Source organism: Sinomonas flava, assembly GCF_039531875.1.
Classification (GTDB): Bacteria; Actinomycetota; Actinomycetes; order Actinomycetales; family Micrococcaceae; genus Sinomonas; species Sinomonas flava.
The window spans coordinates 123,531-146,078 of the sequence record NZ_BAAAQW010000005.1; the positions used below are offsets into that span (position 1 = coordinate 123,531).

The 22,548-nt window shown below is 68.9% G+C and carries 26 protein-coding genes; 12 read left to right on the forward strand and 14 right to left on the reverse strand.

Annotation, left to right across the window (positions count from 1 at the left end; translation table 11 throughout):
* Positions 1-389: 389 nt before the first annotated feature.
* The gene (locus ABD298_RS09135; RefSeq protein ID WP_344299368.1) at positions 390-725 is read right to left on the reverse strand and encodes a hypothetical protein; all 336 of its coding nucleotides are present in this window, start codon (positions 723-725) and stop codon (positions 390-392) included.
* Positions 726-1,410: 685 nt separating this feature from the next.
* Positions 1,411-1,662: a hypothetical protein gene (locus tag ABD298_RS09140; RefSeq protein ID WP_344299369.1), complete on the reverse strand. Its 252-nt coding sequence runs from the start codon at positions 1,660-1,662 to the stop codon at positions 1,411-1,413.
* 167 nt (positions 1,663-1,829) lie between these two features.
* Here ABD298_RS09140 and ABD298_RS09145 point away from each other — a divergent pair, with 167 nt between their 5' ends.
* On the forward strand, positions 1,830-2,246 hold the full coding sequence (locus ABD298_RS09145) for a hypothetical protein (protein WP_344299370.1): 417 nt from the start codon (positions 1,830-1,832) through the stop codon (positions 2,244-2,246).
* Between the two features lie 91 nt (positions 2,247-2,337).
* Here the strand turns inward: ABD298_RS09145 and ABD298_RS09150 are convergent, their stop codons facing one another.
* Genes ABD298_RS09150 through ABD298_RS09160 form a run of 3 tightly spaced genes read right to left on the reverse strand, consistent with a single transcriptional unit; the run spans position 2,338 to position 4,912 of the window.
* Positions 2,338-3,099 (reverse strand): IclR family transcriptional regulator, encoded by a 762-nt coding sequence (locus ABD298_RS09150; RefSeq protein ID WP_344299371.1) that lies wholly within the window; start codon positions 3,097-3,099, stop codon positions 2,338-2,340.
* A gap of 44 nt (positions 3,100-3,143) precedes the next feature.
* Positions 3,144-4,466, reverse strand: coding sequence for an MFS transporter (locus ABD298_RS09155; protein ID WP_344299372.1), 1,323 nt, complete (start codon positions 4,464-4,466; stop codon positions 3,144-3,146).
* Positions 4,467-4,498: 32 nt separating this feature from the next.
* Complete coding sequence (locus ABD298_RS09160; RefSeq protein ID WP_344299373.1) at positions 4,499-4,912, reverse strand: cupin domain-containing protein; 414 nt, start codon at positions 4,910-4,912, stop codon at positions 4,499-4,501.
* A 130-nt stretch (positions 4,913-5,042) separates the two neighbouring features.
* On the opposite strand from ABD298_RS09160, the gene ABD298_RS09165 reads away from it, so the two are divergent.
* Complete coding sequence (locus ABD298_RS09165; RefSeq protein ID WP_344299374.1) at positions 5,043-5,972, forward strand: DUF6282 family protein; 930 nt, start codon at positions 5,043-5,045, stop codon at positions 5,970-5,972.
* Positions 5,972-6,733 (forward strand): HpcH/HpaI aldolase family protein, encoded by a 762-nt coding sequence (locus ABD298_RS09170; RefSeq protein ID WP_344299375.1) that lies wholly within the window; start codon positions 5,972-5,974, stop codon positions 6,731-6,733. The genes ABD298_RS09165 and ABD298_RS09170 overlap by 1 nt, the downstream gene beginning before the upstream one ends.
* 35 nt (positions 6,734-6,768) lie before the next feature.
* Here the strand turns inward: ABD298_RS09170 and ABD298_RS09175 are convergent, their stop codons facing one another.
* The gene (locus tag ABD298_RS09175; RefSeq protein WP_344299376.1) at positions 6,769-7,689 is read right to left on the reverse strand and encodes a dihydrodipicolinate synthase family protein; all 921 of its coding nucleotides are present in this window, start codon (positions 7,687-7,689) and stop codon (positions 6,769-6,771) included.
* Positions 7,690-7,767: 78 nt separating this feature from the next.
* Positions 7,768-8,148, reverse strand: coding sequence for a hypothetical protein (locus tag ABD298_RS09180; protein WP_344299377.1), 381 nt, complete (start codon positions 8,146-8,148; stop codon positions 7,768-7,770).
* Between the two features lie 214 nt (positions 8,149-8,362).
* Between ABD298_RS09180 and ABD298_RS09185 the strand changes: the two genes are divergently transcribed.
* Both ABD298_RS09185 and ABD298_RS09190 read left to right on the forward strand, forming a co-directional pair.
* Positions 8,363-8,767, forward strand: coding sequence for a hypothetical protein (locus ABD298_RS09185; protein WP_344299378.1), 405 nt, complete (start codon positions 8,363-8,365; stop codon positions 8,765-8,767).
* Positions 8,768-8,863: 96 nt separating this feature from the next.
* The gene (locus tag ABD298_RS09190) at positions 8,864-9,448 is read left to right on the forward strand and encodes a dihydrofolate reductase family protein (RefSeq protein ID WP_344299380.1); all 585 of its coding nucleotides are present in this window, start codon (positions 8,864-8,866) and stop codon (positions 9,446-9,448) included.
* A gap of 134 nt (positions 9,449-9,582) precedes the next feature.
* On the opposite strand, the gene ABD298_RS09195 is transcribed toward ABD298_RS09190, so the two are convergent.
* Positions 9,583-10,119 carry a flavodoxin domain-containing protein gene (locus ABD298_RS09195; protein ID WP_344299381.1) on the reverse strand — a complete coding sequence of 179 codons (537 nt, stop codon included), beginning with the start codon at positions 10,117-10,119 and terminating at the stop codon, positions 9,583-9,585.
* A 223-nt stretch (positions 10,120-10,342) separates the two neighbouring features.
* Here ABD298_RS09195 and ABD298_RS09200 point away from each other — a divergent pair, with 223 nt between their 5' ends.
* Together ABD298_RS09200 and ABD298_RS09205 are read left to right on the forward strand one after the other, a co-directional pair.
* Positions 10,343-11,017, forward strand: a complete 675-nt coding sequence (locus tag ABD298_RS09200) for a biotin transporter BioY (protein ID WP_344299382.1) — start codon at positions 10,343-10,345, stop codon at positions 11,015-11,017.
* A gap of 38 nt (positions 11,018-11,055) precedes the next feature.
* Positions 11,056-11,343: a CHY zinc finger protein gene (locus ABD298_RS09205; protein ID WP_344299383.1), complete on the forward strand. Its 288-nt coding sequence runs from the start codon at positions 11,056-11,058 to the stop codon at positions 11,341-11,343.
* Positions 11,344-11,394: 51 nt separating this feature from the next.
* Here ABD298_RS09205 and ABD298_RS09210 read toward each other — a convergent pair whose 3' ends face one another.
* The 3 genes from ABD298_RS09210 to ABD298_RS09220 form a co-directional block, all read right to left on the reverse strand.
* Positions 11,395-11,937: a flavodoxin domain-containing protein gene (locus ABD298_RS09210; RefSeq protein WP_344299384.1), complete on the reverse strand. Its 543-nt coding sequence runs from the start codon at positions 11,935-11,937 to the stop codon at positions 11,395-11,397.
* 117 nt (positions 11,938-12,054) lie between these two features.
* Positions 12,055-12,729: an SRPBCC family protein gene (locus ABD298_RS09215; RefSeq protein WP_344299385.1), complete on the reverse strand. Its 675-nt coding sequence runs from the start codon at positions 12,727-12,729 to the stop codon at positions 12,055-12,057.
* Between the two features lie 64 nt (positions 12,730-12,793).
* Positions 12,794-13,336 carry a TetR/AcrR family transcriptional regulator gene (locus tag ABD298_RS09220; RefSeq protein ID WP_344299386.1) on the reverse strand — a complete coding sequence of 181 codons (543 nt, stop codon included), beginning with the start codon at positions 13,334-13,336 and terminating at the stop codon, positions 12,794-12,796.
* Between the two features lie 94 nt (positions 13,337-13,430).
* On the opposite strand from ABD298_RS09220, the gene ABD298_RS09225 reads away from it, so the two are divergent.
* Positions 13,431-14,138 (forward strand): MBL fold metallo-hydrolase, encoded by a 708-nt coding sequence (locus tag ABD298_RS09225; protein WP_344299387.1) that lies wholly within the window; start codon positions 13,431-13,433, stop codon positions 14,136-14,138.
* Between the two features lie 21 nt (positions 14,139-14,159).
* Here ABD298_RS09225 and ABD298_RS09230 read toward each other — a convergent pair whose 3' ends face one another.
* Positions 14,160-16,004: a hypothetical protein gene (locus ABD298_RS09230; RefSeq protein ID WP_344299388.1), complete on the reverse strand. Its 1,845-nt coding sequence runs from the start codon at positions 16,002-16,004 to the stop codon at positions 14,160-14,162.
* Positions 16,005-16,203: 199 nt separating this feature from the next.
* On the opposite strand from ABD298_RS09230, the gene ABD298_RS09235 reads away from it, so the two are divergent.
* The 4 genes from ABD298_RS09235 (at position 16,204) to kce (ending at position 20,384) form a co-directional block, all read left to right on the forward strand.
* A complete protein-coding gene (locus ABD298_RS09235; RefSeq protein WP_344299389.1) occupies positions 16,204-17,256 on the forward strand; it encodes a LacI family DNA-binding transcriptional regulator in 1,053 nt (350 codons plus the stop codon).
* Between the two features lie 70 nt (positions 17,257-17,326).
* Complete coding sequence (locus tag ABD298_RS09240; protein WP_344299390.1) at positions 17,327-18,649, forward strand: MFS transporter; 1,323 nt, start codon at positions 17,327-17,329, stop codon at positions 18,647-18,649.
* Between the two features lie 13 nt (positions 18,650-18,662).
* Positions 18,663-19,439, forward strand: a complete 777-nt coding sequence (locus ABD298_RS09245; RefSeq protein ID WP_344299391.1) for an SDR family oxidoreductase — start codon at positions 18,663-18,665, stop codon at positions 19,437-19,439.
* 12 nt (positions 19,440-19,451) lie between these two features.
* Positions 19,452-20,384, forward strand: coding sequence for a 3,5-dioxohexanoate:acetyl-CoA acetone transferase (kce, locus tag ABD298_RS09250; RefSeq protein WP_344299392.1), 933 nt, complete (start codon positions 19,452-19,454; stop codon positions 20,382-20,384).
* A gap of 270 nt (positions 20,385-20,654) precedes the next feature.
* Here kce and ABD298_RS09255 read toward each other — a convergent pair whose 3' ends face one another.
* Entirely contained in the window at positions 20,655-20,831 is a 177-nt protein-coding gene (locus tag ABD298_RS09255; RefSeq protein WP_344299393.1) for a hypothetical protein, read from the reverse strand.
* A gap of 487 nt (positions 20,832-21,318) precedes the next feature.
* Positions 21,319-22,227 (reverse strand): Ltp family lipoprotein, encoded by a 909-nt coding sequence (locus ABD298_RS09260; protein WP_344299394.1) that lies wholly within the window; start codon positions 22,225-22,227, stop codon positions 21,319-21,321.
* Positions 22,228-22,548 lie beyond the last annotated feature (321 nt).

Sequence of the window (22,548 nt, forward strand, 5' to 3'; positions counted from 1 at the left end):
GCGAGGAGGACCGCGGCAGCGCTAGCCTGCTGGGCGTTGGCAGCGTGGGCGATGACGTCGCGGGTCCGGAGAGCGCCGATACCGGCCAGCACGGGCATGCCGCCAGCGGTGGGCGACGGCGAGCTTGAGCACGCGGCGGCGTTCCTCCCGAGTGAGGTAGGCGTAGCTGCCGGTAGCGCCGAGGACGCCCAAGCTGTCGGCGCCGCCCGCGGCCCCGCGCTCGACGAGGCGCGTGAGGCCGGCCTCGTCGATGCGGTGCTCGTCGAGCGGCGTCAGGATAAGGCGCTCAGGCCGGTGAGCACCCGGCTCCTTGGGCCCAGATCGCAAACGGCACTCACCGGCAGGAAGCCTTGGCGGCGCTGGATTCTGGGCAGACGGGGGTGGATCTGTCAGAAGCCGACCCCGACCGCTATTCCTGAGCTGTAGCTCCGGCTCTCCTTCACTTCCATGGACACATGCCACCACGCCTGAATGCTCGTAAGCGGGATGCGAATGGCCGGAACTCTTAGCGTGACGGAGTTGACCAGCACTGCATCACGCAGACTGAGCGCTGTTTCCTCTTGGCCGCCCCCCATCCCGAACGCGCCCATGAGGGGAGCGACGCGTTCCTCGATATAGCGTTTCGCCGCCTCAGGGTCACGCTTGACTCGACGCCAGTCCCCACCTTCCTTCGCTTGCTCAGCCATGTCGTCGCGCGTAATCGCAAGGAAGGTCTCTGTGCTCACTGGATAGCCCTGAATCACCCATCCGCCCACGAGAAGGCGCAGCCGGGGACAGGCTTTCCTTCTTCGGCTGTCGATACGACGGCCTGAAGCCTGCCATCCACTCCACCGCTCACGTTTGTCATCATGTTCCGGAGGATATAGGGCACAAGTTCGGCTGCATTCGCCATTAGGAGGTGCGCCCCATGCCGTGTCGTCAGGGCACCCGCTTGAAGCGGCGGCGGTTTATCACGCGGACCTGAAAGGCGGCCCTGCCGAATGCATTGCGCACGATGATGCCGGCGACTCGCCCGAGTGGGGCAGCGTCGCTGGCGTCGTGTGTCCAGGCCCGTCTTGGTTCATTCAGTTCCCGTAGGACGACAACGCCGACGTCGACCACGCCGTGGCGTGTGGGAACGTCGTGTTCCTGATCGACTCGAAGCTCTACCGGTGGGGCACGTACCAGTGGGATGCGCGCCGGAACCGCGACGTTCTCATCCGGACGGATGGGTACGGGTCGGCTCGTCCCAACGCGATGCACGTCGCCGCCGCAGGCTACCGCCGACAACCCCGCCGTGCACGCCGCGCTCGTGGGGAAGCTCAAGCCCCCGGTTCCGCCCGTTCCGCCGGGGACGGGCGGCGCCGGACCCGGTGGAGGGTGAGCGGACGACGGCGGGTGCGTGGCCGCCGTCGTCCGCTCGTCGCGCTCCTACCGGCGCTTCTTCTTCCGGGGCTTCACCATCGCGGCGGCGAGGATGGCCGCGGCGAGCTTGGGCGCGTCCTCCCTGCGGAAGTGGATGGCGCGGCTCATCTCGCACTCGTGGTCGGGGTCGATCTGGATGCACGGGTCATCGTCGTGGAGGATGCTCGGCCACACGACGAGCTTCTCGCCCATCCCCCGCGAATCGGAGTAGGCGAGCGTGGGGACCACGGGCTTCTTGGTGACCTTGAACTTGGGCATGGACACTTTCCTTTCACCTGCGGCTAAAGCCGCTACGCGGAACGCGCTCCGCGTAGGTCCCACCTATTGCGGAGGGGCACCCCAAGCGGTGAAGAGGGAATCGCTGTCACGAGAGAATCTTGGCACGGTGCTCCGACATTCGCAGGTTGACCAGCGATACTCGACCCATGGTCATCAACATCAGGCTTATCGATCGGCAGATTGCAGACCGAGATGATCCGCTCGGGCGCGATTGGTGGGGCTACGACCCTGATGTAACGCCAGAGGAGCTTTGGGAGAATAACCGCGGCGACTGGTGGTTGGCCAAGAAGCGGATCGAGGGGGAGCGGTGGGCAGCGCTCAACTATCAGGGCCGAATAGTGCTTGTGGCGGAACTCTACGGCCCGCGCCACGAGACGGTAGCGGATAGCCGAACGGGCAAGCCGAAGAGGGCCCTTGTGGGCGCCCCGCTGCCAGCGGGGCATCCCGTGAGTGAGGCTTTAATGGGCACTCAAGTCGAGTACCGCAGGAACCCAGTGTCGTACGATCCCGACCCAGAATCTGCGGGCGTCGTGAGCTCGGCCGAGGGGAGCGACCGCTCCTAGGCAGGAGTCCGATTGCGCTGCATGACCGGGGTGCATAGGACGCCGGTGACCCGCCTACAGGGGCGAGTCGCCGGCGTCGTGCGTGAGGGGTCTACGCGGCGGTCGAGGCCCCCAGCAGCCCAGAAAGGGCGGCCGCGGCAGTCTTGAGGTCCGCCACGTGGCGCCCCTTGGCGGACGTGTCCAGGACGCCCGACGGCGCCACAAGCGCGAGCGTTGCGATGATGCTGCCGCCTGCGTCGAACACCGGCGCCGCGATCGCGGCCACGCCGTCGATCACCGCCTCGCTCACGGTGTAGCCCGAAGCCGCAGCTTCGGCGAGCTTCCGCTCGACCCCGGCCCGCTGGGGCCCCAGCTTCGCGAGCGAGCGCTCCCTGGCTCCCGCGGAGCCCCACGTGAGGAACGCCAGGCCCTGCGCGGACTGCGGGCCCAGCGGTGCGCCGATCCGGACGGTCATGTTGACGGACTTCCCGGCCGGTTCCTTGGACGCGACGGCCACGGCGCTGGAACCGGTCCACAGCCCGAGGACTGCGGTCTGCCCGGAGATCTCGGCGAGGCTCGCGAGGAGGGGCTCGGCGACGTCGACGATCTTGGGCCCCGTCAGCATGGAGGCGGCGATGCCCATGATGAGGGGGCCCGGCCGGTAGTCGTTGTCGTTGATCCGCTGCAGGAAGCCCTCGGATGCGAGCGACTGGAGGTAGCGGTGCGCCGAGGTCCGGCCGATCCCCAGTTCCTCGGCGACGTCGTTGATGCGCACCTCGGTGCGGTCCGAGCTGAACATCCGCAGGATCTGGGCGCTCCGGCTCACCACCTGCAGGCCGCCCGACGGCGCGGCGTCGTCCCTCTCCGTTGGCATAGCCCACACTCTAGCCGTTGCGCTGCCCCGCACAGGCGCCAGTGTCACGGCTGCCGCTCGGCGGCGATCGTGTGCTCGGCCAGGTTCCGGTCCTTGGTTTCCGGACCCCAGAGGGCGCCGGCGATGAGGCAGATGCCGCCGACGGCGAGCAGCACCGTGGGGGTGAGGTTCAGCGGCATGATCCCGGCGAGCGCGGCCATGTAGAACGCGTAGAACGAGGGGATGATGAGCGCCAGGGAGTAGCCGACGCCGTACCCGGTCGCCCGGATCTCGACCGGGAAGCGCTCGGACATGTAGGCGCCGATGGCCCCGAACGCCGGGATGCCCAGGAGCGCGATCGCGGTGACCGCCACCGTCGCGGCCCAGAAGCCCTTGACCATTCCGGAGGCAAAGAGCACGAACAGCGGGATCGCCAGGATGGAGCCCACTCCGCACAGGACGAAGAACGCTCGGCGCCCGATCCGCTGCGACAGCATGCCGAACAGCGGGTACGCCACCGTGACCACCGCGAACGCGACGATCATCAGCGTCGAGGTCTGGACCGCGGTGAGCCCGGTGGTGGAGGCGATGGTCGGCGGCAGGATCACGATCGAGGCGTTCGACGAGAACCACACGCCGGTCATGAGGAGGAACGCCTGGGCGAGCGGCTTCCGGTTGGACCCTGCGAGGAGCTCCTTGAACGGGTTGACGCGCTTCGTGGAGGTCTTCTCCCACGCCGGGCTCTCCTCGACGCCGCGCGCGTACACGACCGCGAAGCCGATCGAGATGATGGCGCCGACGACGAAGGCGATGCGCCAGCCCCACTGCGAGTACGCCGACGCCGGGCTCCCGGCCGGGGCGAAGGTGAGCACGAGCAGCGTCAGCGCCGAGATGACCACGTACGAGGAGGGGAACCCCAGCGCGATGAGGCCGGCGTTGCGGCCGCGGTTGCGCTTGGCAGAGTGCTCCATCGCGAGCGGCACCGCGCCGGTGTACTCGCCGCCGAGGAAGACTCCGCCGATGAACCGCAGCACGATCAGGGCGATCACCCCGGCGATCCCCACGGTCTGGTAGCCCGGCAGCGCCGCGATGAGGCCGGTCGCCACACCGGCACCGGCGACGGCGGCGACGGTCGCCTTCTTGCGGCCGATCTTGTCGCCGAGCCAGCCGAAGATGACCGAGCCGAGCGGTCGGGCGATGAGGGTGGAGGCGAAGACGAGGCCGCCGAGGATCGCCGTCGTGCCCGGGTCGATCGAGGCGGGGGTGAAGAAGGCCATCGCCGGGGCGAGAGCGATCACGGGCAGGTAGATGTCGAACATGTCGATGAAGAAGCCGGCGCTCGCGCCGACCACCGCGCGGCGCTCGTGGCCGCTGGTCGTGGTGCCCACACTCCGAGTGTGGCGGTTCACCGCGTGCGCCGTCATGACTGCTCTCCGATCGTGAGGGGCTCCTTGGCGCCCAGGTTGGCGACCCAGGAGGTGAGGTGGGCGTAGTCGGCCCGCGGGGGGACGAAGATGTCGATGTTCACGCACGGGCCGGAGGTCACGTCGATGTAGTGCTCCTTGCCCCGCTGGACGAGCATGAGGTCCCGTGGCCCCATGTGGTGGGGGACGCCGTCGACGTAGTAGTCGGCTTCGCCCTCGAGGATGAAAACGAGCTGGTCGAAGTCCTCGTGCGAGTGGGGGCGGAGCTCGAGGCCCTTCTCCACGGTGTTCCACACGATCATGACCTCGTCCGTGGCGTAGGCCTTTCGGGTGATGCCCGGGCGGGCGACTTCGAGGGGGATGTCGTCGAAGCTGACGACCTCCGAGTACAGCGACTCGTTGAGGGACACCGCGATCTCCTTCGATCCTGTGTTCCGCTTTTCGGAACGGCTTGTGCGCAATGTGGAACGAGCGTAGCATCGTGATCACGGTCACTGTCAATGCCCCTCGAGGGCACAACTGAACGGAAGGACAGCAACGATGCTGAAGCCCGAAGGCCACGAGCCCGTCGCCATCGACGACCCGGAGGTCGCCGCGATCCTCGACGGCGCCGTCGACCTCCACGTCCACCCGAGCCCCTCGCCGTTCCCGCGCCGGCTGCCGATCGCCGAAGCGGCATGGCAGGCGCACGAGGCCGGCTTCCGGGCGATCCTCGTCAAGAGCCACCACCACTCGATGGTCACGGACATCCGCGCCGCGTCCGAGGCGCTCGGCGGCCTGCCGATCCCGGTGGTCTCCGGGGTGGCGCTGAACAACTACGTGGGCGGCCTCAACCCGTACGCGGCCGAACTCGCGCTCGCCCAGGGCGGCCGAATGGTCTGGTTCCCCACGATCTCCTCGCACGCCCACATCTGCGTGCACGAGGCCGAGGGCCAGAACATGCGCTTCCCCACCAACAACCTGGGCCTGCGCCACACCACCGAGATCGGCATCCTCGACACCGACGGCGCCATCAAGCCCGAGGTCCTGGACATCCTCGAGGTGATCAAGGCCCACGACGCGATCATGTCCTGCGGCCACCTCGACGCCGACCAGACCGAGCGGCTCATCGAGCAGGCCTCCTCCATGGGCATCAAGCGGATCCTCGTGAACCACCCCAACTTCGTGATCGGCGCCGAGCCCGAGCGGGTGCGCCGGTGGGTGGGCCTCGGGGCGCGGATCGAGCACTCGATCTGCCAGTACGACGACCGCACCTCGTTCTACCAGTGGGGCCTGGACACCCTGCTCGGCTTCGTGAAGGCCGCCGGCGTGGAGAATACGCTCCTGGGCTCTGACCTGGGCCAGGCCAACAACCCGCTGCCCGTGGACGCCTACGCGCGGATGGTCCGCGGCCTGCTGGACGCGGGCGTGTCCAAGGAGGATGTGCGCCGTCTCATCGCGGACAACCCCGCCGACCTGCTGGGGATCTGATGGCCTTCTCGCAGTCCCTCCGGGACCTCATGGCCGAGCGGCCCGTCCTCGGCACGTTCCTGAAGATCCCGCGGTTCGAGATCGTGGACATCCTGGCCCTGTCCGGCTTCGACTTCGTGGTCTGCGACTACGAGCACTCGCAGATGTCGGTGGGGGAGGCGTGCGACGTCGTGCGGGCCGGCCGGGCGCGCGGGCTGCCGGTGCTGGTACGGGTACCTGCCCTGGACCGGGGTGACATCAACCGGCTGCTCGAGGCCGGCGCCGCCGGGATCCAGCTGGCCCGCGGCTCGGGCGCCGCAGCGGGGGAGCTGCGGAAGCTCGTCTCGTACCCGCCGCTCGGTACCCGGTCGGTGTCGCTGGCGCAGCCGGCCGCCGACTACGGCATGGGCGTGACCCTCGCCGGGCACTTCGAGCGGTCCAACTCGACGGTGCTGGCGGTGGGGCAGTTCGAGACTGCCGACTACGCCGACGGGATCGACGCCGCGATGGCGGCCCTGGACGTGGCGTTCATCGGGCCCGTGGACCTGTCCGTCGACCTCGGGACGCCGGGGGAGCAGGACTCGGAGCCGATGCGGGCCGCTGCAGCGGCGATCGAGGCGGCCGCCGTCGCCCGCGGGGTGCCGATGGGGATCTTCGCGGGCTCGCCGGAGGCCGCGGCCGACGCCGTGGCCCGCGGCTACCGCTATATCGTCGCCGGCTCGGACCTGACCATGGTTGCCGGTGGGGCGAAGCAGTTCAGCTCGCTGCTCACACGGGTGTAGGGGACGCACGACGGCGGGTGTGCACCCGCCGCGCCTCAGCTGGCCTGGCGGTCTCGGGGCGGCAGGCTGCCGAGGGCGCGCACGACGGCGGCGCGCGCCTCGCCGTCGAGCGCCCGCAGGGGCTTGGGGAGGCTCGGGCCGGTGGTGAGGCCGAGGATCTCGGCGGCCGCCGCGGCGACGCGGAGGCTGCCGTGCTGGGCGAAGAGGTCCCAGAGGGGCGCGAGGCGGGCCGAGAGCGCGAGGGCGCGGTCGGCGTCGTGCGCCTGGTCCGGTGAGCCGAGCGCGGCGCGGGTGACCTCAACACAGAGTTCCGGGAGGATCCCGGCGAGCACGCTGTACCAGGCGTCCGCGCCGTGGGTGAGGGCGGTGGCGGCTGAGGCATCGCCGCTGATCCCGATCGTGACGCCGTCGGGGAGGAGGGCGCGGAGGGCGGAGATGCGGTCCGCGGCGGCGGCGGGGTCGGTCGGGACGGGCGGGATCTTGATGGAGGCGACGTGGGGGAGCTGCGCGATGGCGGCGTGGAGCCCGTCGGTGAAGGCAAAGCGCGTGGTGGTGGGGTTGTCGTAGACGACCAGCGGGACGGAGAGCTCGGCGGTGACGTCCTCGAACAGGCCGAAGACCTCGTCCGGGGTGAGGGGCTGGTAGGACACCGGGGCGAGGAGGACGGCGGCGGCGCCGGCCTGCTGGGCGTCGGCGGCGTGGGCGAGGACGTCGCGGGTCCGGAGGGCGCCGATTCCGGCCAGCACAGGCGTGCGGCCTGCGTGGGAGACGGCGACCTCGAGGACGCGGCGCCGCTCCTCGCGGGTGAGGTAGGCGTAGCTGCCCGTCGAGCCGAGGACGCCCAGACTGTCGACGCCGGCCGCGGCTGCCCGCTCGACCAGACGGGCGAGGGCGGGCTCGTCGATGCGCTGCTCGTCGAGCGGGGTCAGGGTGAAGGCGCTCAGGCCGGTGAACATGCGGCTCCTCGGGTCGGATGTGGCCAGCATATTCGGGACCGGGGCCCTCGCTGCGTCTGCTGCGGTCGACCGGAATCCTTACAGGACGGCTTCTGGGGCTGCTGCAGCTTTCGTTCCGAACCCACGAACGAGCCAGCGAGCCCCCACTCCGAGCGCGAGGAAGGCTGTCAGGATGATGCCGAGTTCCTCGGCGATCCACACGCGGCCAAAGATCTGCCATCCGGCCAGGATCGGAAGATCCACCATGAGGACGAGCGCCACCAGGAATGCGAGTATCGCCAGTATTCTCCGCCACACCTTTGCGCTGGGGCTGAAGAACCAGGCTCTGACGCTGCCTGCCATTGCGATACAGGTAATGCCCACGAGGAACAGAAAGCCAACGATCCCGGTGGTGCTCTCAGTTCCGCCATTCGCCCACATCAGGGCGACCTTCAGGAGCCATGCGAGTCCGCCGATCACGGCAAGTGCGCCCGAAACACGTAAAGACATGACGTTCAGTCCGACGCAGAAAGCGGCTGCCGGCTATCAAGTCCCTTGTGCAGCACCGGAAGCCCCCTGAAGGTCAACATGGAACGTGAGGTGGCCAGTGTAGACCCGGGGGTGAGGGGCCAACCAGCGCGAGCATCGGGGAGGCGCCTATTCTGGGATTGCCGGCAACGATCAGGAGATCACGATGGCATCCACCCCAGTCTTCGCATCGGGCCGTGCGCGCCGCGGACTGTCGGCGCTCATGATCCTCGAGGCGGCCAGTCTCGCGGTCGTCTCGACCCTCCACCTCTCGGGCATGACGGGAGAAGGCAGGCGGCCCTACAGCCCGACGTCCGCGGGCGTCGCCGAGGCGATCATCGGCGTCGTGCTCGTCGCGGGGGCCGTCGCCCTCCTCCGCAGCCCCCGTCGCGGGCGGCTCGCGGCACAGGTCGCGACCGGCTTCGCCGTCGCCGGCTTCATCGTCGGTTTGACGTTCACCCTCCTCGGGGGCGAACCGGGGGACGTCGCCTACCATCTCATCGCCCTTCCCGTGCTCGTCGCCACCTTCGTGCTGCTGTTGATCAGAACCAGGCCCCGGGCCGGCCGGTAGGGCGCGGCGGCGCGCGGTTCCGGGGAACGTCTGGCGTGTCCAGCTTCTTGACGCGGGGGCTGTCGACTCGGTTATGGGGCGCGTACGGTCGGACGCATGGCGACCTACACCTTCGATGTCTTCAGCTCACTCGACGGGTTCGGCTCCGCGACGGATGAGTGGACGGGGTACTGGGGCAAGCAGGGCCCCGAACTCCTCGAGCACCGTGCCGACCTCTTCGGCGAGGAACAGCTCATGGTGTTCGGCCCGGACACCTACCGCATGTTCTCCGGCTTCTTCCTCTCCGGCGAGGAATTCGGCGATATCTGGACCAGGCGGATGAGCGCCATGCGCAAGGTCGTCGTCTCGCGGTCCATGACCCCGGATGAGCCCCTCTCCTGGCCGAACACCACGCTCATGCGCGGTGACGCAGTCGAGGTCGTCGCGCGGCTCAAGGAGGAATCCGACATCCCGCTCCGATCCCACGGCAGCCTGAGGATGAACCACGCACTCATGGCCGCCGGTCTCGTGGACCGCGTTCAGGTGACTATCTTCCCTGTCATCACGGGGATCACCGGCCGGGCGCCTGTCTTCGGCGGCGCCGCCGACTTTGACCTCGACCTGCTGGAAACGCGGACCCTCGATGGGCGCACCGAGCAGCTGGTCTACGCCCCGCAGCTGCACTCCCCGCGGCCGCGGTAGGCACGGTACAGGCGTCCGACCACGTCTTTGAGGCCTGATGGGCGAGGGCGGGAGGGCCCGCAGATCCACGGCCCTCTGCGCACGACGGCGGGCGCGCACCCGCCGTCGTGCGCCCGCCGACCGCGGGGGAGCCGCTACGCCGCGGCGGCGACCTGCGCGGCGAAGTCCTCGGCGAAGCGTCGCACTGCGTCCCAGTCGGTGTAGACGTGGTCCTGGCCGGTGTCGGTGCTCAGGGCGCCGCGCTTGCTGGCGGCGATGCCGCGCATGAGCTGGCGCTTGGCGAAGCCGTACTGGGTGTAGAGCAGCGCGCCGGCCACGAGGGAGACCTGCTCCGGGCTCCAGCCCGAGGCGGTCTCGAAGTCCTGCACGTACTTCTGCGCCTCGGCGGTGTCGCCGACGAGCGCGAGGCTCACCGACACGAACGCGGAGGCGCGCGAGGTGAGCGCCTCGAGGTTGGCGGCGGCGAAGTCGACGACCTGCGCGTCGTGCTTGCCGACGTGGACGGATCCGGCGAGGATCACGGCGGCGCAGGTGTCAGGGATCGTCTCGAGCGCCTCCACGTCCGCGACCGTGACCTCGTGGCCCTGCTCGCGCAGGACGTCCGCCACGAAGGCGGCGATCGTGCCGGTGTGCCCCTCGGTGGTGCCGTAGGCGACGAGGATCTGGGTCATGGACGCTCCTTGGGTGCGCGGCCGGCCGCCGGGGTGCCGGGCCAATGGCACCAGCGTACGAGCCGGTGACGCACGCCCGCGATGTGCTACGTCACGGGCGCCCGCTTTTGTAGCCACCGATCTACAAACCACCGGCGCGCGTGGTGGATTCCCCACAAAACAGCCGGCCCCGCGGCGGCATAGCCTTCCTGCAGAACGTCCGCCCGGACCCACTGGAGGAACCATGAGCAACCCCACGACGCCGACCCCCGCATCCGACCGGCCCGCCCCGCAGGCCGAGACGAACCCCGGTGACACCCCCCGCGAGAGCACCCGCAAGCCCCGCCGCATGTGGGACTCCCGGTCGCTGGCCCTGATCTCCGTCTTCGCCGCGTTCATCGCGGCCTCAGCCCTCGTCCCGGGCATCCCCGTGGGCGGCTTCGGCGTGCCGATCACGCTGCAGACCCTCGCGATCATGCTCACCGGCCTCGTCCTCGGCGGGGGCCGCGCCGCCGCGGCGGTGGGGCTCTACCTCGTCCTGGCGTTCGCCGGGCTGCCGATCTTCTCGGGCGGCCGGGCCGGGCTGCAGGTCATGGCGGGCGGGTCCGCCGGCTACATCGTCGGGTTCGTCCTCGCGGCCTTCCTCGTGGGCGTCGCCGCCGAGCAGATCATCCGGCGCCTGCCGGCCAAGCGCCGGGGCCTGTGGTTCTTCCTGGCCGCGGCCGTGGTCTCGGTGTTCGCCTCCCACCTGCCCGGCGTGCTCGGGATGATGGTCAACCTCAAGCTCTCCTGGCAGGCCGCCTTCGCCGCCGACCTCGTCTTCTACCCGGGGGACCTTCTCAAGGACGCGGTGGCGGCCGTCGCCGCGGTGGCCGTGCACCGGGCGTTCCCCGACGTGCTCGTGCGCCGCGTGAAGTGAGCGGGGGAGCTCAGGCCGTGCGGGTCTTCGGCGTTACCGTGGACGATGAGACCCGCTGCGTCCACTACCGCACCGAGGTCGACGTCATCGCCATCAAGTTCGCCTGCTGCGGGCGGTACTACCCGTGCCACCTCTGCCACGCCGAGGACGCGGACCACGAGGCGCAGACCTGGCCCACGGACCAGTGGGCGGAGCCGGCGGTGCTCTGCGGCGTCTGCAAGGGCGAGATGGCCGTCCGGGACTACCTGGCGGCCACCTCGTGCCCCGGCTGCGGGGCCCGGTTCAACGAGCGCTGCGCTGCCCACCGGCACCTGTACTTCGGCTGAGGCGAGACGGACGACGGCGGGCGCGCACCCGCCGTCGTGCGTCCACCGCTCCTAGGAGGCGGCGGGCGCGAGCTGGGCGGCGAAGTCCTCGGCGAACCGCCGGACGCCGTCCCATTCGGTGTAGACGTAGTCGCGGGAAGTGTCGGTGTCCATGCTCCCGGGCTTGCCCTCCACGATCTTCTTCATCATGTGCCGCATGATGAAGTTCATGTGCGTGTAGGGGAGTCCGCCGCTGAACATCGCGACGGTGTCCGGCCGCCACCCGGTCTGCTCCTCGAAGTTCTTGACGTAGCTCTCGGCCTCCTCGGGCTCGCCGTGCGAGCTGAGGCTGACGGAGAAGAAGGCCGACGGCGCCGCGGACAGCGCCTCGAGGTTGCTCCGGACGTACTCGACCATGCGGTTGTCGTGCTTGCCCATGTGGATGGACCCGCCGACGATCACGCCGTCGTACCCGGCCGGGCTCGCGTCCCGGGCCTCCTTGAGGTCGGAGACGGTCGCGTCCAGGCCGCGCCCGCGCAGGACCTCCGCGATGAAGTCCGCGACCTTCGCCGACTGCCCTTCGTGCGTGCTGTAGGCGATGAGGACCTTGCCCATGACGGCTCCTTCCAGAGGCGGGTTTCCTCCATGGTCCGCCGGGTCGCGATCGGAGCCCAGTGGCGAAGGTCCCGCCGGGTGGGGCCCGGCGCACGACGGCGGGTGGTCGCCGCCCGCTCAGCCGGCGTGCGTCCCTGCCCGCTCGGCGTTGCGCTTGAGGACCGCGAGCATCCGGGACTGCATGACCCACACGAGCGGGGGGAAGATCCACGAGAGCAGCCAGCCGACTGAACGCGGCCGGAAGGTCTCGTAGCCGCCGATCACGAGGCGCGTCCTGCCGCCCGGGAGTTCCTTGAGCTGGAAGCCCCAGAGGCCCTCCGTGTAGGCCGAGGGTCGAGGCTCCTTCGGGTCGAGGGGACGGCCGGTGAGGTCGCTGAGGCCATGGAGCCCGAGGAAGCGGTTGGGCTCGAGGGCGGCGACGGTCCAGGCGTCCACCGCCCCGTTGCGTTTGGTCCAGTACTTGACGGTGTCGCCGAGCTTGAGGTCCTGCCATTCGGGGTGGATCCGGTCGGCGCTCTGCCGGCCGCCGTTGTCGAGGCGGTCCCAGGAGTACCAGCCGGCGCGGTCGCCGCCGAGCTGGACCAGCCACGGCCAGACGGCCTCGGGCGGCGCGTCGATGGTCACGGCCATTGTGGCGCCGCGCTCGCCGTCGGGGACGATGCCCTCGCCGGGGTAGGGGCCCTCGACCTCGTCCCGGGCTGCGCCCCAGTGCCTGAACACGGGGCGGAGGGCAGCCGAGCACGCGATGGCCGCCGCGGTGGACGCGCCGACGGCGGTGAGCACCTTGTTCATGCGTCCAGCGTCCCGAGTGGCGGTCGAAGCCGCAAGGGGGAACGCGGCGGCGACGGCAGGGAGATCACCTGCGCGGCGCACGTTCGGCGTCGAGCACCGCAACGACGCGTCGCAGCCCGTAGTCGAACGCTTCGTCGACGTCGCCGCCGAGGCGGAAGGCTCCAGCGAGCTCCATCTGCACGAAACCGGTCGCCCATGCGGTGACCAGCCGGGCCGCATCGAGCGCGTGCTCCTCGCCGACCAGGGCGGCGACGGCGCGGATGACGGGCGCGGCCGAGCGCTGAAGGGCCTCCTGCGGAGCGGAGGGAGTGAAGATCAGGCGAAACGCCTCGGGGTGCTCATGGGCGAAGCTCCGGTAGGCGGTGGCCAGACGTGACAGGTCAGGCGCTGCGGTCTCGAGCCGACCGGTCAGCTCGTCGATGCACGACGCCGCCACCGCCGCGAGCAGAGCGTCCCTGTCCCGGAATCGCTTGTACAGCGACGGGGCCCGCACGCCGACACGAGCGGCCACGGCCTGCATCGTGAGCCCGGCCGGTCCGGAGGACTCGAGGATCTCCCGCGCGGCCTTGACCGCGCCGTCGTTCGTAATGCGTGCGGGTGCCGCCATCCAAGCCTCCTCTGCTGTTGACGGCAGCCATCATGGCTACGTACTGTAGCTATAAAGGCTACTGACCGTAGCCATCATAGCGGAAGGGATCTCCATGAAGCTTGCGCCGCACCTGCATCGTCTCGGCAACGACATCGTCGCCTCGTACCTCGTCGACGTGCCCGAGGGGATCACGCTCATCGATGCCGGCCTGCCGGGCCACTGGGATGACCTGCGCCGCGAGCTGGACGCCATCGGCCGCCCGCTGTCCGACATCCGCGGCCTGGTCCTCACCCACGGGGACAGCGACCACATCGGCTTCGCCGAGCGCCTGCGACAGGAAGTCGGCGTGCCCGTCTTCATCCACTCCGGCGACGCCCATCGCGCGCGCACCGGCGAGAAGCCCAAGACGCCGATGGGGCCCGCGCGGCTCGCGCCCACGCTCGGCTTCTTCGCCTACGCGCTGCGGAAGAACGGGCTGCGCCCCCGGTACGTGCAGGATGTCGTGGAGATCGCGGACGGAGACGTGCTCGACCTTCCCGGAAGCCCGGTCATCCTCGGGATGCCGGGGCACTCGCCCGGGAGCATCGCCGTGCACATCCCGGTGGCGGATGCGGTATTCGTCGGCGACGCGCTCACCACGCGCCACGTGCTCACGGGGCGCGAGGGCGCGCAGCCGGCTCCTTTCACGGACAACCCGGATGAGGCGTTGGCCTCCCTCGATCGGCTCAGCGGGATTCCGGCATCCTGGGTTCTCCCCGGCCACGGCGCGCCCTGGCGCGGGTCGCCCGCCGACCTCGTTGCGGCCGTCCGGTCCGACTGACCGCCGCCCCCCGGCGCGGTCCTACCCGTCCTCGGTGCCGGCGAGGTGCGCGGCGGCGAGGAGGACGCCGCGGGCAACGGCGGCGCGGGTCCCCTCGGGGATCTGAAGGGAATCCGAGGCGCCGAACGTGACGACACCCGCCCGCTCGAGGTTCCGCAGTGTCCACACAGGCCCGTGGCCGAATCCGGCTACGTCTGGGACGTCGACGTCCTCGGGGGCCAGAGCGTGAATCAGCGGGGGCAGGGATTCCCTGACGATGATCGAGCCGAACCCGGTCTTCATGGGGGCGGCAAGCGTCGCCGCAACGAAGATCTCGGCCACCCTCTCGGCCAGGTCGAGCGGCGGGAGTGCCTCGGCGCTCCACTCGGCGGCTGCTGGGCCGGGTCGCACGCTGGACGAGTTGGTCCGGATGACCTGCGCGGCCGAGAGCGCCTCCCACCACTGGGCGAGCAGGGGGACGTCGGCCATCGACAGCGCCTGCACGGGCGCGCCCTCGTCGCGGTGATCGCCGACGCGCTTCGCGACCCCGACAGCCCGGATGCCCAGCATCTTCGCGACCTGCCGGATGTCCCCACGGCGCACACCGCCAGTCTGCGTCACCGGCCTGCCGGGGCCCACCCATTCGAGCAGGTCCTTCACTGCGGCGATGAGCGTCGTCTGCGCGAGAGCGCGGCGGCGCGTCTCCGGGCTGACCTTCTCCGCGTCCTCCACCATCGCACCCAACGGGCCCGAGGCGCCAGCGTCGTCGAGGGCATCTTCGACGGCCCCGTGTGCCTCCTCCCATCCGTCCAGGTTGCGGCCTTCGTCGAGGCGGAAGTGCACGTAGTCGTGCAGCGTCTCGAGGGCGGCCCCGAGTGCCTCGGAGGTCTCCAGGTCGGGGTCCCAGAGCAGGTCGATCAGCGGCTCGACGTCGGTGGCCCGGTGCAGGTCCAGGCCCTCGCCTCGCGCGATGCCCACCAGCATCTCCATCATCTTCAGCTCGTCGTCCACCGTGGGAGCGGCGATCGAGGGCGCACTCTCCAGCCATGCGCCGAAGCCTCGCAGCAGCGCGCGGTCCGCGGACCGCGCGCTACGGGCCCCGCCCTGCCGGGTAGCAGCTGGGCGCTGCCCTCTTGTACCGCTTGCCTCCTGTGGGCGCATGAAGCTGCTTCCCGGGGCGTGGAGGGACGACCCCGGAAGGACCGCGGGCGCGGATCGGCCCGGGCTCGCGTCCACGAGCACCCGCCCCGCGAGGTCGCGCACCGAGACTCCCTCACTCGCGGCGCGCGCGCTGAGGGATGCCGCGACAAGGAGCGCGGATCCCTCGAACAGCGCCAGCCCGCCGTGCCGGTGCAGGCTCTTCAGCGAGTCGAACGCGTGCCCCTTGCGGGCGAGAGCGAGGACATCGGTGGCCGCCGCGCGTGCAGTACGGCGCCACCGCGGCACCCGGGTGGCAGCAAGCGCGGCATGCAGTCCCGGGTTGGTATGCCAGCTGTCGAGAAGCCCGAGACTGACCCCGATGAGGTGCGAGATCGCCGGCGCATCGCCGGCCGGGTCGCTTTCGACGCCCGCGAGCACGGCTGCGGCCTCGTCCTCATCGCCCTCCGTGAATGACTCGGCGAACAGCCGCAGGACCTCCAAGGCCCCGACGCGCTGCGCGCCGATGGGCGTGAACAGCGCGAGGTTGTGGCGCTCGGTCGCGCGGTCGAGCGCTGCATTGACCTCGTCGAGGTCGGTGTCGGCGTCGAGGTTGTTGAGGTCGATCCCTTCCGCTGCGAGCAGCGGCGCGAGATCGTCCATCATCCGGGCCGCCGTGCCAGGTCTGTGGACCACGCCCATCTGGGCCAGTCGGGCAGCGAATTCGGGATCGTCGAAGGGTGATGCCACGCAGTCAAGGCTAAGCGCTGCGACTGGCTATCGGGGGAGAAGACCCCCTCCGAGACCAGCCAGCTGCGGGATGCGCCCGAGCGTTCAGCACCAGTCAGCCCCAATGCTTAACGTTGCTTAACGTTCCACCGTCTTCTGTAATGGAGGTCACACGGCCTGGAGAGGCCCTGACTCAGACCTCACAGGAAGGAGGTTCCGCATGACCGCAGCAGCCGCCGAACGACCGACGAGGGTCTCTGCTGCGGCCGTAGCGCGGGCGGCGGGAGTGTCCCCGGCGACCGTGAGCTACATCATGAACGGACGCGGAGGCGTCTCGGCCGAGACGCGTCGGCACGTTCTCGGGATCGCCAACGAGCTCGGCTACCGGGCGTCCGGCCGGAAGCAGACTCCGGATCCGCAGCTGACCCGCGTCGTCGGGCTCATCGTCCCGAACATCGTGAACCCGATGTACACGGGCTGGGCGCAGAACATCATCACGGCGACTGCCGCGGAAGGTTTCGACGTCTTCGTCGCCACCACCCAGGACGACGCGGACTCCCTTTCCCAGATTGCGACGACCCTCGCCGCCCGCAACGTCGACGGGGTCATCATCGCCGCGGCGTTGCGGCGCGACGCCCGGTCACTGCAGACCCTCAGGCAGCGCCGGATCCCCTACGTCTACCTCTCCCGCCGATCCGAGCAGGTCCCCGGGGACTTCGTGGGGATCGACGACGACGCTGCCGCCGCCCAGCTCATGGCCCATGTTCTGGGCCATGGGCGCACGGAGATCGCAACGGTGATCGGACCGCGGTTCTCGACCGCTTCGCTTGCGCGGGAGATCGCCTTCGTCCGCACCGCGGCACAGGCGGGTGTCACGATCTCAGGGTCGCGCAAGGTGAGCACGCGCCTGAACGCCCAAGGCGGGATCGCAGCCGCGCAGCGGCTCCTCCGCTCGCCTGACCGGCCGGAGGCCATCGTCTGCGGATCGGACGAGATCGCGATCGGCGTCATGGAATACGCGCTCTCCCTGGGCCTGCGCATTCCAGACGACCTCATCGTCGTCGGGAGCGACGGCCTCCCGCACAGCCGATCCAGGCTGATCGGAATGACGACCATCGTGCAGCCCGTCCAGCAGATGGCCACCAAGGCCTTCGAGCTCCTCCTTGACCAGATCACCTCCAAGCGCACGAGCTTCGTCCACGAAATCTGCGAGCACCAGCTCCATATCGGCACTTCCTGCGGCTGCCCGGCCCAGCCGGTCGCCGCCCCTTAGCTCCTAGCCCCGCATCATCCAGCCGCGGCCCACTGTCGGGCCGTCCTACCCGCACAGAAAAGGCACAGCCATGTCCTCATCGGTTCAGACGACCGCCCAACGGTCGAAAGAGGCAGTCAACAAGCTCATTTTCCGGCGCGTCATGCCGCTGCTCATCGGCGCCTACGTGCTGGCGTTCCTTGACCGCACCAACATCGGGATGGCCAAGGATCGCCTCGCGATCGACCTGGGCATCAGCGCGGCGGCCTACGGCATCGGTGCGGGGCTCTTCTTCCTGACGTATGCGCTGTCCGAGATCCCCTCGAACCTCATCATGCACAAGGTGGGCGCCCGGTTCTGGATCATGCGCATCATGGTGACGTGGGGCGTGATCTCGGCCGCCATGGCGCTTGTGAACGGCGAGTGGTCCTTCTACATCCTGCGGATGCTGCTCGGCATCGCCGAGGCCGGGCTGTTCCCCGGGGTGATGTACTTCCTGACCCAGTGGTTCGTGGTCAAGGACCGGGCCAAGGCGAACGGGCTGTTCCTCCTCGGTGTCTCGATCGCCAACATCGTCGGTGCGCCGCTGGGCGGCCTCCTGCTCATGCTGGACGGAGTCGGCGGCCTGCACGGCTGGCAGTGGATGTTCATCGTCGAGGGCGTGCCCTCCTGCCTGCTGGCGATCGCGGTCTGGAAGTTCCTGCCCAACAAGCCCACCGAGGCCACCTTCCTCACCCGTGCGGAGGCCGAGGACCTCGAGGCCCGGATCGCCGCCGAGGAGCGCCAGGGAGCCGCGGCCGCGGGCAACTCGAAGCTGCGCCACATCCTCAAGGACAAGCAGATTCTCCTGGTCGTCGGGATCTACTTCACGCACCAGATCGCGGTGTACGCGCTCAGCTTCTTCCTCCCGTCGATCATCGGCTCCTACGGCAAGCTCAGCCCGTTCCAGATCGGCCTGCTCACGTCGGTCCCCTGGATCTTCTCGGCCGTCGGCGCTCTGGTGCTGCCGCGACTGGCGACGAACGGCTCGCGGTCCCGCGCCATCGCGACCGCGACGATGATCGGCATTGTCGCCGGCTTCGTGCTCGGGGCCGTCGGCGGACCCGTGCTGGGCATGATCGGTTTCTGCCTCGCGGCGTTCAACTTCTTCGCCCTCCAGCCGATCCTCTTCACCTACCCCGCCACCCGGCTGACGGGGGCGGCGCTGGCCGGAGGCCTCGCGTTCGTGAACACGATCGGCCTGTTCGGCGGATTCCTCGGCCCCTACGTCATGGGCATCACGGAGGACCTCACCGGATCGAAGCTCTCCGGCCTCTGGTTCATCGTCGCGCTGTGCGCGATCGGCGCCGTCCTGACGCGCTTCCTCAAGCGCGGCACCGAGGATTCCTCCGCATCCGCCCCCGCAGCCCACTAGAGGAGCAGAAGTCATGGACAACGGTCTCAACTATTCCGGACGCAAGGTCCTCGTCACCGCTGGCGCGGCCGGCATCGGCCTGGCCATCGCCACCCGCTTCAAGGACCTCGGAGCGTCCGTCTTCGTGACGGACGTCGACGAGGAGGCGGTCCAGCGGGCGAGCAGCTCCGGGTTCTCGGCGAGCGTCAGCGATGTCTCGGTCGAGGCTCAGGTCGCGGAGCTCATGGAGGAGGTCGACGCCGCGCTCGGCGGACTGGACGTCCTCGTCAACAACGCCGGGATCGCCGGCCCCACCGGTCCCATCGACCAGCTCGACGGCGACGCCTGGAGGAAGACGTTCGACGTCAATGTCCACGGCCAGTTCTACGCGGTCAAGCACGCACTCCCGATGCTGCGGAAAGCGGAGGAACCGACGATCGTCAACCTCTCCTCCGCCGCCGGACGGCTCGGGATGGCCGGCCGCAGCCCCTACTCGGCGTCCAAGTGGGCCGTGGTGGGCCTGACCAAGACCCTCGCGATCGAGCTCGGAGGCGAGGGCATCCGCGTCAACGCCATCTGCCCGGGAGCGGTGAACGGTCCCCGCATCAGCGCGGTCATCGATGCCAAGGCGGCGATGCTGGGCCGCCCCGTGCAGGAGGTCTCGGACCTCTACCACGGCCAGTCGTCCCTGAATCGGCTCGTGGACGCCGAGGACATCGCCAACATGGCCGTGTTCCTCGCCGGCCCGCTGGCTAAGAACGTCAACGGCCAGGCCATGGCCGTTGACGGCAACACCGAGAAGCTCTACTAGGAGGCACTGGACATGTCGCTCAAGCGCAAGGTCATCATCACGTCGGCCGTCACGGGCGCGATCCACACGCCCTCGATGTCGCCGCACCTTCCCGTCAGCCCGGAGGAGATCGCGGAGGCGGCGATCGGAGCGGCCGAGGCGGGCGCCGCCGTCGTGCATCTCCACGCGCGTGACCCGAAGGATGGGCGGCCGTCCCAGGATCCGCGGCACTTCGAGCCGATCCTGGAGAAGGTCACCGCGAACAGCGACGTGGTCATCAACATCACCACGGGCGGATCGCCGCACATGACGGTCGAGGAGCGGATGCGGCCGGTGGCCGCGTTCAAGCCCGAGCTTGCCAGCCTGAACATGGGGTCGATGAACTTCGGCCTGTACCCTATGCTGGACCGGTTCGCCGAGTTCGAGCACGAGTGGGAGCGCGAGTCCCTCGAGAAGTCCCGGGACCTGGTCTTCAAGAACACGTTCGCGGACATCGAGACGATCCTGGGGATCGGCAACGCCAACGGGACGCGCTTCGAGTTCGAGTGCTACGACATCTCCCACCTGAACAACCTCGCCCACTTCCACGGGCGCGGCCTGGCCAGGGGGCCGCTGTTCGTGCAGTCGGTCTTCGGGCTGCTCGGCGGAATCGGCGCGCATCCCGAGGACCTCATGCACATGCGGCGCACCGCGGACCGGCTCCTGGGCGCCGACTACGAGTGGTCGATCCTCGGCGCCGGCCGGAACCAGATGCCCCTGGCCACGATGGGGGCGGCCATGGGTTCCCACGTGCGCGTCGGACTCGAGGACTCCCTGTGGATCGGCCCGGGGCAGCTCGCGAAGTCCAACGCCGAGCAGGTCTCACGCGCCCGGGTGATCCTCGAGGCGCTCAACCTCGAGGTCGCGACCCCGGACGAGGCCCGCGAGATCCTGCAGCTCAAGGGCCGCACCAACGTCGGCTTCTGAAGTTGGGGGGACGGACGACGGCGGGTGCGCACCCGCCGTCGCCCGTTTGCCTTTTCGCGGGTACCGGGGGAAGAACAGCTCTGGGAGCTGCCTTCCGAGCCGGTGGGGGTTCTCGCTGAGCGCGCCTGTGACGAGTTCGAAGGCGGCAGCGGCGACAGCACGGTCCTCTGTTGTGGTAGCTGTTGGCGGGCGGGGATGCTGAATGCCAGAACGGATCCAAGCAGCCAGGACATAAGTGCGCCGGCGATAGTCAGAGCACCGGATGCCCCATTACTTGGTGACGTGCACGACAACGGCCCTGTCGGTGGATTGGGTGGTGCCGGGATTGTCGATCCCGGTGACTGTCCAGTTGCTCAGCAGGAGCACGGTCTTGCCGGTGTCCGAGTTGTAGACGACCTTCGTGAAGCCCAAGGCCTTGAGGTCGTCGTCCAGAGCTTCAGCGTTCATTCCGACGATGTCGGAGGGTATGACAGCCGTCGCCGGTTTCGCCGGTGTGGTCGATGTTGCCGGCTTCGCCGGACTTGTCGACGGGGCTGGGGTGGGCGCGGGAGCAGCGGTAACCGTCACCGTTACGGTGGGTCCAGGAACCGTCACGGTTTCGGTGACCGCGGGAGCAGCGGCCGTGGCGCCGCCGCACCCCGAGAGCGTCAGCATCATCAGGGCAGCGCAAATGAACTTCTTCACCAAATGTCCTTGATCGGAAGGGGTCAATAGTGTGGCGTCAGTTGGCGTAGACCGTGTTCGCGATCTTCCAGCGTGTCAACCCGTGGTATGACCCCGAAACTGTAAATGCCGACCGTGATGATGATTGATTTGCCTCATCACAATTTCCCCCATAGTGATGGTCGGGTCGGCCTTGTTGAGACGGCATAGCCGATTTCATATCTGATGCTCCGGCTCAGACGAGCCGGAGCATCAGAGTTGTGAGATGAGTTTAGAGGCCGGTCTTGGTTGCCCCGTACTCAGCCTGCTCTGGCGTGAAGCCCTCGAAGATCAGCTGGTCGACGAGTCCGGAATGGGAGAAAGAGGTGAACTTGAGGTAGTCCTTCGCCTTCTTCGCGGCCTGCTCGTTCCAGTCGACAGTCACACGGTCCACCGCCCACGTCGCGTCGGCGGTCGAGTACTTCTCGAACTCCAGCTGACCGATCAGTCCGGTACGCGAGAACGCGCTGTAGTCGAGATAGCTCTTGGCCTTCCGCAGCGCATTCTGCTGACTGATGGTGCCAGCCTTGGCGGCAGCGTCAGCGGCCGCCTTCGCTGCCGCATCTGCGTCGGCCTTCGCCTTGGCCGCCGCATCGGCATCTGCCTTGGCCTTGGCGGCAGCGTCCGCGTCCGCCTTGGCCTTGGCGGCAGCGTCCGCGTCCGCCTTCGCCTTGGCAGAGGCCTGGGCTTCAGCAGCTGCCACCGCCGGATCCTTGGAAGGTGCCGGTGTAGCAGCAGCGGTGGTCGCCGTCGTCGCCTTCGACGTAGAAGCGCTGGGCGAGGTTGACGGGGTCGCGGCAGCTCGAGTCGCATTGAGGATAATTCCGAGCAGGATGAAGACCGCTGTGACGATCAGCGCCACCTTCTTGTGCCTGTCATACCCCTCAAGAGGCATCCCCTGCTTGTCCCGGGTCTTGTTTGCGAGCACGAGAATCAGGTCGACAAGAGCCCAGATGCCAAAGCCGCCGAACGTAACCAGCTTCAGGATGCCGGTCCCGACCTTTCCCAGATAGAACCGGTCAACGCCGAAGACGCCCAAGAGGAGCGATAGCAGCCAAGTCACAAGGAATGACTTGCTGCTCTTGAGGGGGCCGCCATAGCCCGGGCTTGGAGGGTAGGGCGCGAGATTCGGATGGCTCATGAGAGTCCTTTCATAGGACACCTCACCGACGTGCGAGTGGAGCGTGCGGGGTGGGTGCGTGGATTGACGCACATAGAGGGGCATAGAACGCAGGCTGCAGAAGGCGGCGCATAGGCCAGCCGAGATACAAGCATGATCGCTTCCCCCAATAGCGTCACGGGCGTCATCGCCCGTAACCAGATAATACACGTCTTTGACGCGCTAGATTCAGCCTCCTCGTAAGCGCCGAGCCGAAGTTGCATGCTGGCCTTCTTGCACATGATGCAAGATCTTGCACCTGGGGAATAGAGTCCTCCCCCGGTAGAGGAGAAGGTCCTAAGC

Coding starts and splice junctions, on each gene's coding strand:
- ABD298_RS09240 (WP_344299390.1), top strand. CDS start 17,327: ATGTCCTCATCGGTTCAGACGACCGCCCAACGGTCGAAAGAGGCAGTC.
- ABD298_RS09220 (WP_344299386.1), bottom strand. CDS start 13,336: ATGGCGGCACCCGCACGCATTACGAACGACGGCGCGGTCAAGGCCGCG.
- ABD298_RS09225 (WP_344299387.1), top strand. CDS start 13,431: ATGAAGCTTGCGCCGCACCTGCATCGTCTCGGCAACGACATCGTCGCC.
- ABD298_RS09195 (WP_344299381.1), bottom strand. CDS start 10,119: ATGACCCAGATCCTCGTCGCCTACGGCACCACCGAGGGGCACACCGGC.
- ABD298_RS09190 (WP_344299380.1), top strand. CDS start 8,864: ATGGCGACCTACACCTTCGATGTCTTCAGCTCACTCGACGGGTTCGGC.
- ABD298_RS09145 (WP_344299370.1), top strand. CDS start 1,830: ATGGTCATCAACATCAGGCTTATCGATCGGCAGATTGCAGACCGAGAT.
- ABD298_RS09255 (WP_344299393.1), bottom strand. CDS start 20,831: ATGAACGCTGAAGCTCTGGACGACGACCTCAAGGCCTTGGGCTTCACG.
- ABD298_RS09140 (WP_344299369.1), bottom strand. CDS start 1,662: ATGCCCAAGTTCAAGGTCACCAAGAAGCCCGTGGTCCCCACGCTCGCC.
- ABD298_RS09170 (WP_344299375.1), top strand. CDS start 5,972: ATGGCCTTCTCGCAGTCCCTCCGGGACCTCATGGCCGAGCGGCCCGTC.
- ABD298_RS09245 (WP_344299391.1), top strand. CDS start 18,663: ATGGACAACGGTCTCAACTATTCCGGACGCAAGGTCCTCGTCACCGCT.
- ABD298_RS09210 (WP_344299384.1), bottom strand. CDS start 11,937: ATGGGCAAGGTCCTCATCGCCTACAGCACGCACGAAGGGCAGTCGGCG.
- ABD298_RS09150 (WP_344299371.1), bottom strand. CDS start 3,099: ATGCCAACGGAGAGGGACGACGCCGCGCCGTCGGGCGGCCTGCAGGTG.
- ABD298_RS09215 (WP_344299385.1), bottom strand. CDS start 12,729: ATGAACAAGGTGCTCACCGCCGTCGGCGCGTCCACCGCGGCGGCCATC.
- kce (WP_344299392.1), top strand. CDS start 19,452: ATGTCGCTCAAGCGCAAGGTCATCATCACGTCGGCCGTCACGGGCGCG.
- ABD298_RS09235 (WP_344299389.1), top strand. CDS start 16,204: ATGACCGCAGCAGCCGCCGAACGACCGACGAGGGTCTCTGCTGCGGCC.
- ABD298_RS09165 (WP_344299374.1), top strand. CDS start 5,043: ATGCTGAAGCCCGAAGGCCACGAGCCCGTCGCCATCGACGACCCGGAG.
- ABD298_RS09200 (WP_344299382.1), top strand. CDS start 10,343: ATGAGCAACCCCACGACGCCGACCCCCGCATCCGACCGGCCCGCCCCG.
- ABD298_RS09175 (WP_344299376.1), bottom strand. CDS start 7,689: ATGTTCACCGGCCTGAGCGCCTTCACCCTGACCCCGCTCGACGAGCAG.
- ABD298_RS09260 (WP_344299394.1), bottom strand. CDS start 22,227: ATGAGCCATCCGAATCTCGCGCCCTACCCTCCAAGCCCGGGCTATGGC.
- ABD298_RS09185 (WP_344299378.1), top strand. CDS start 8,363: ATGGCATCCACCCCAGTCTTCGCATCGGGCCGTGCGCGCCGCGGACTG.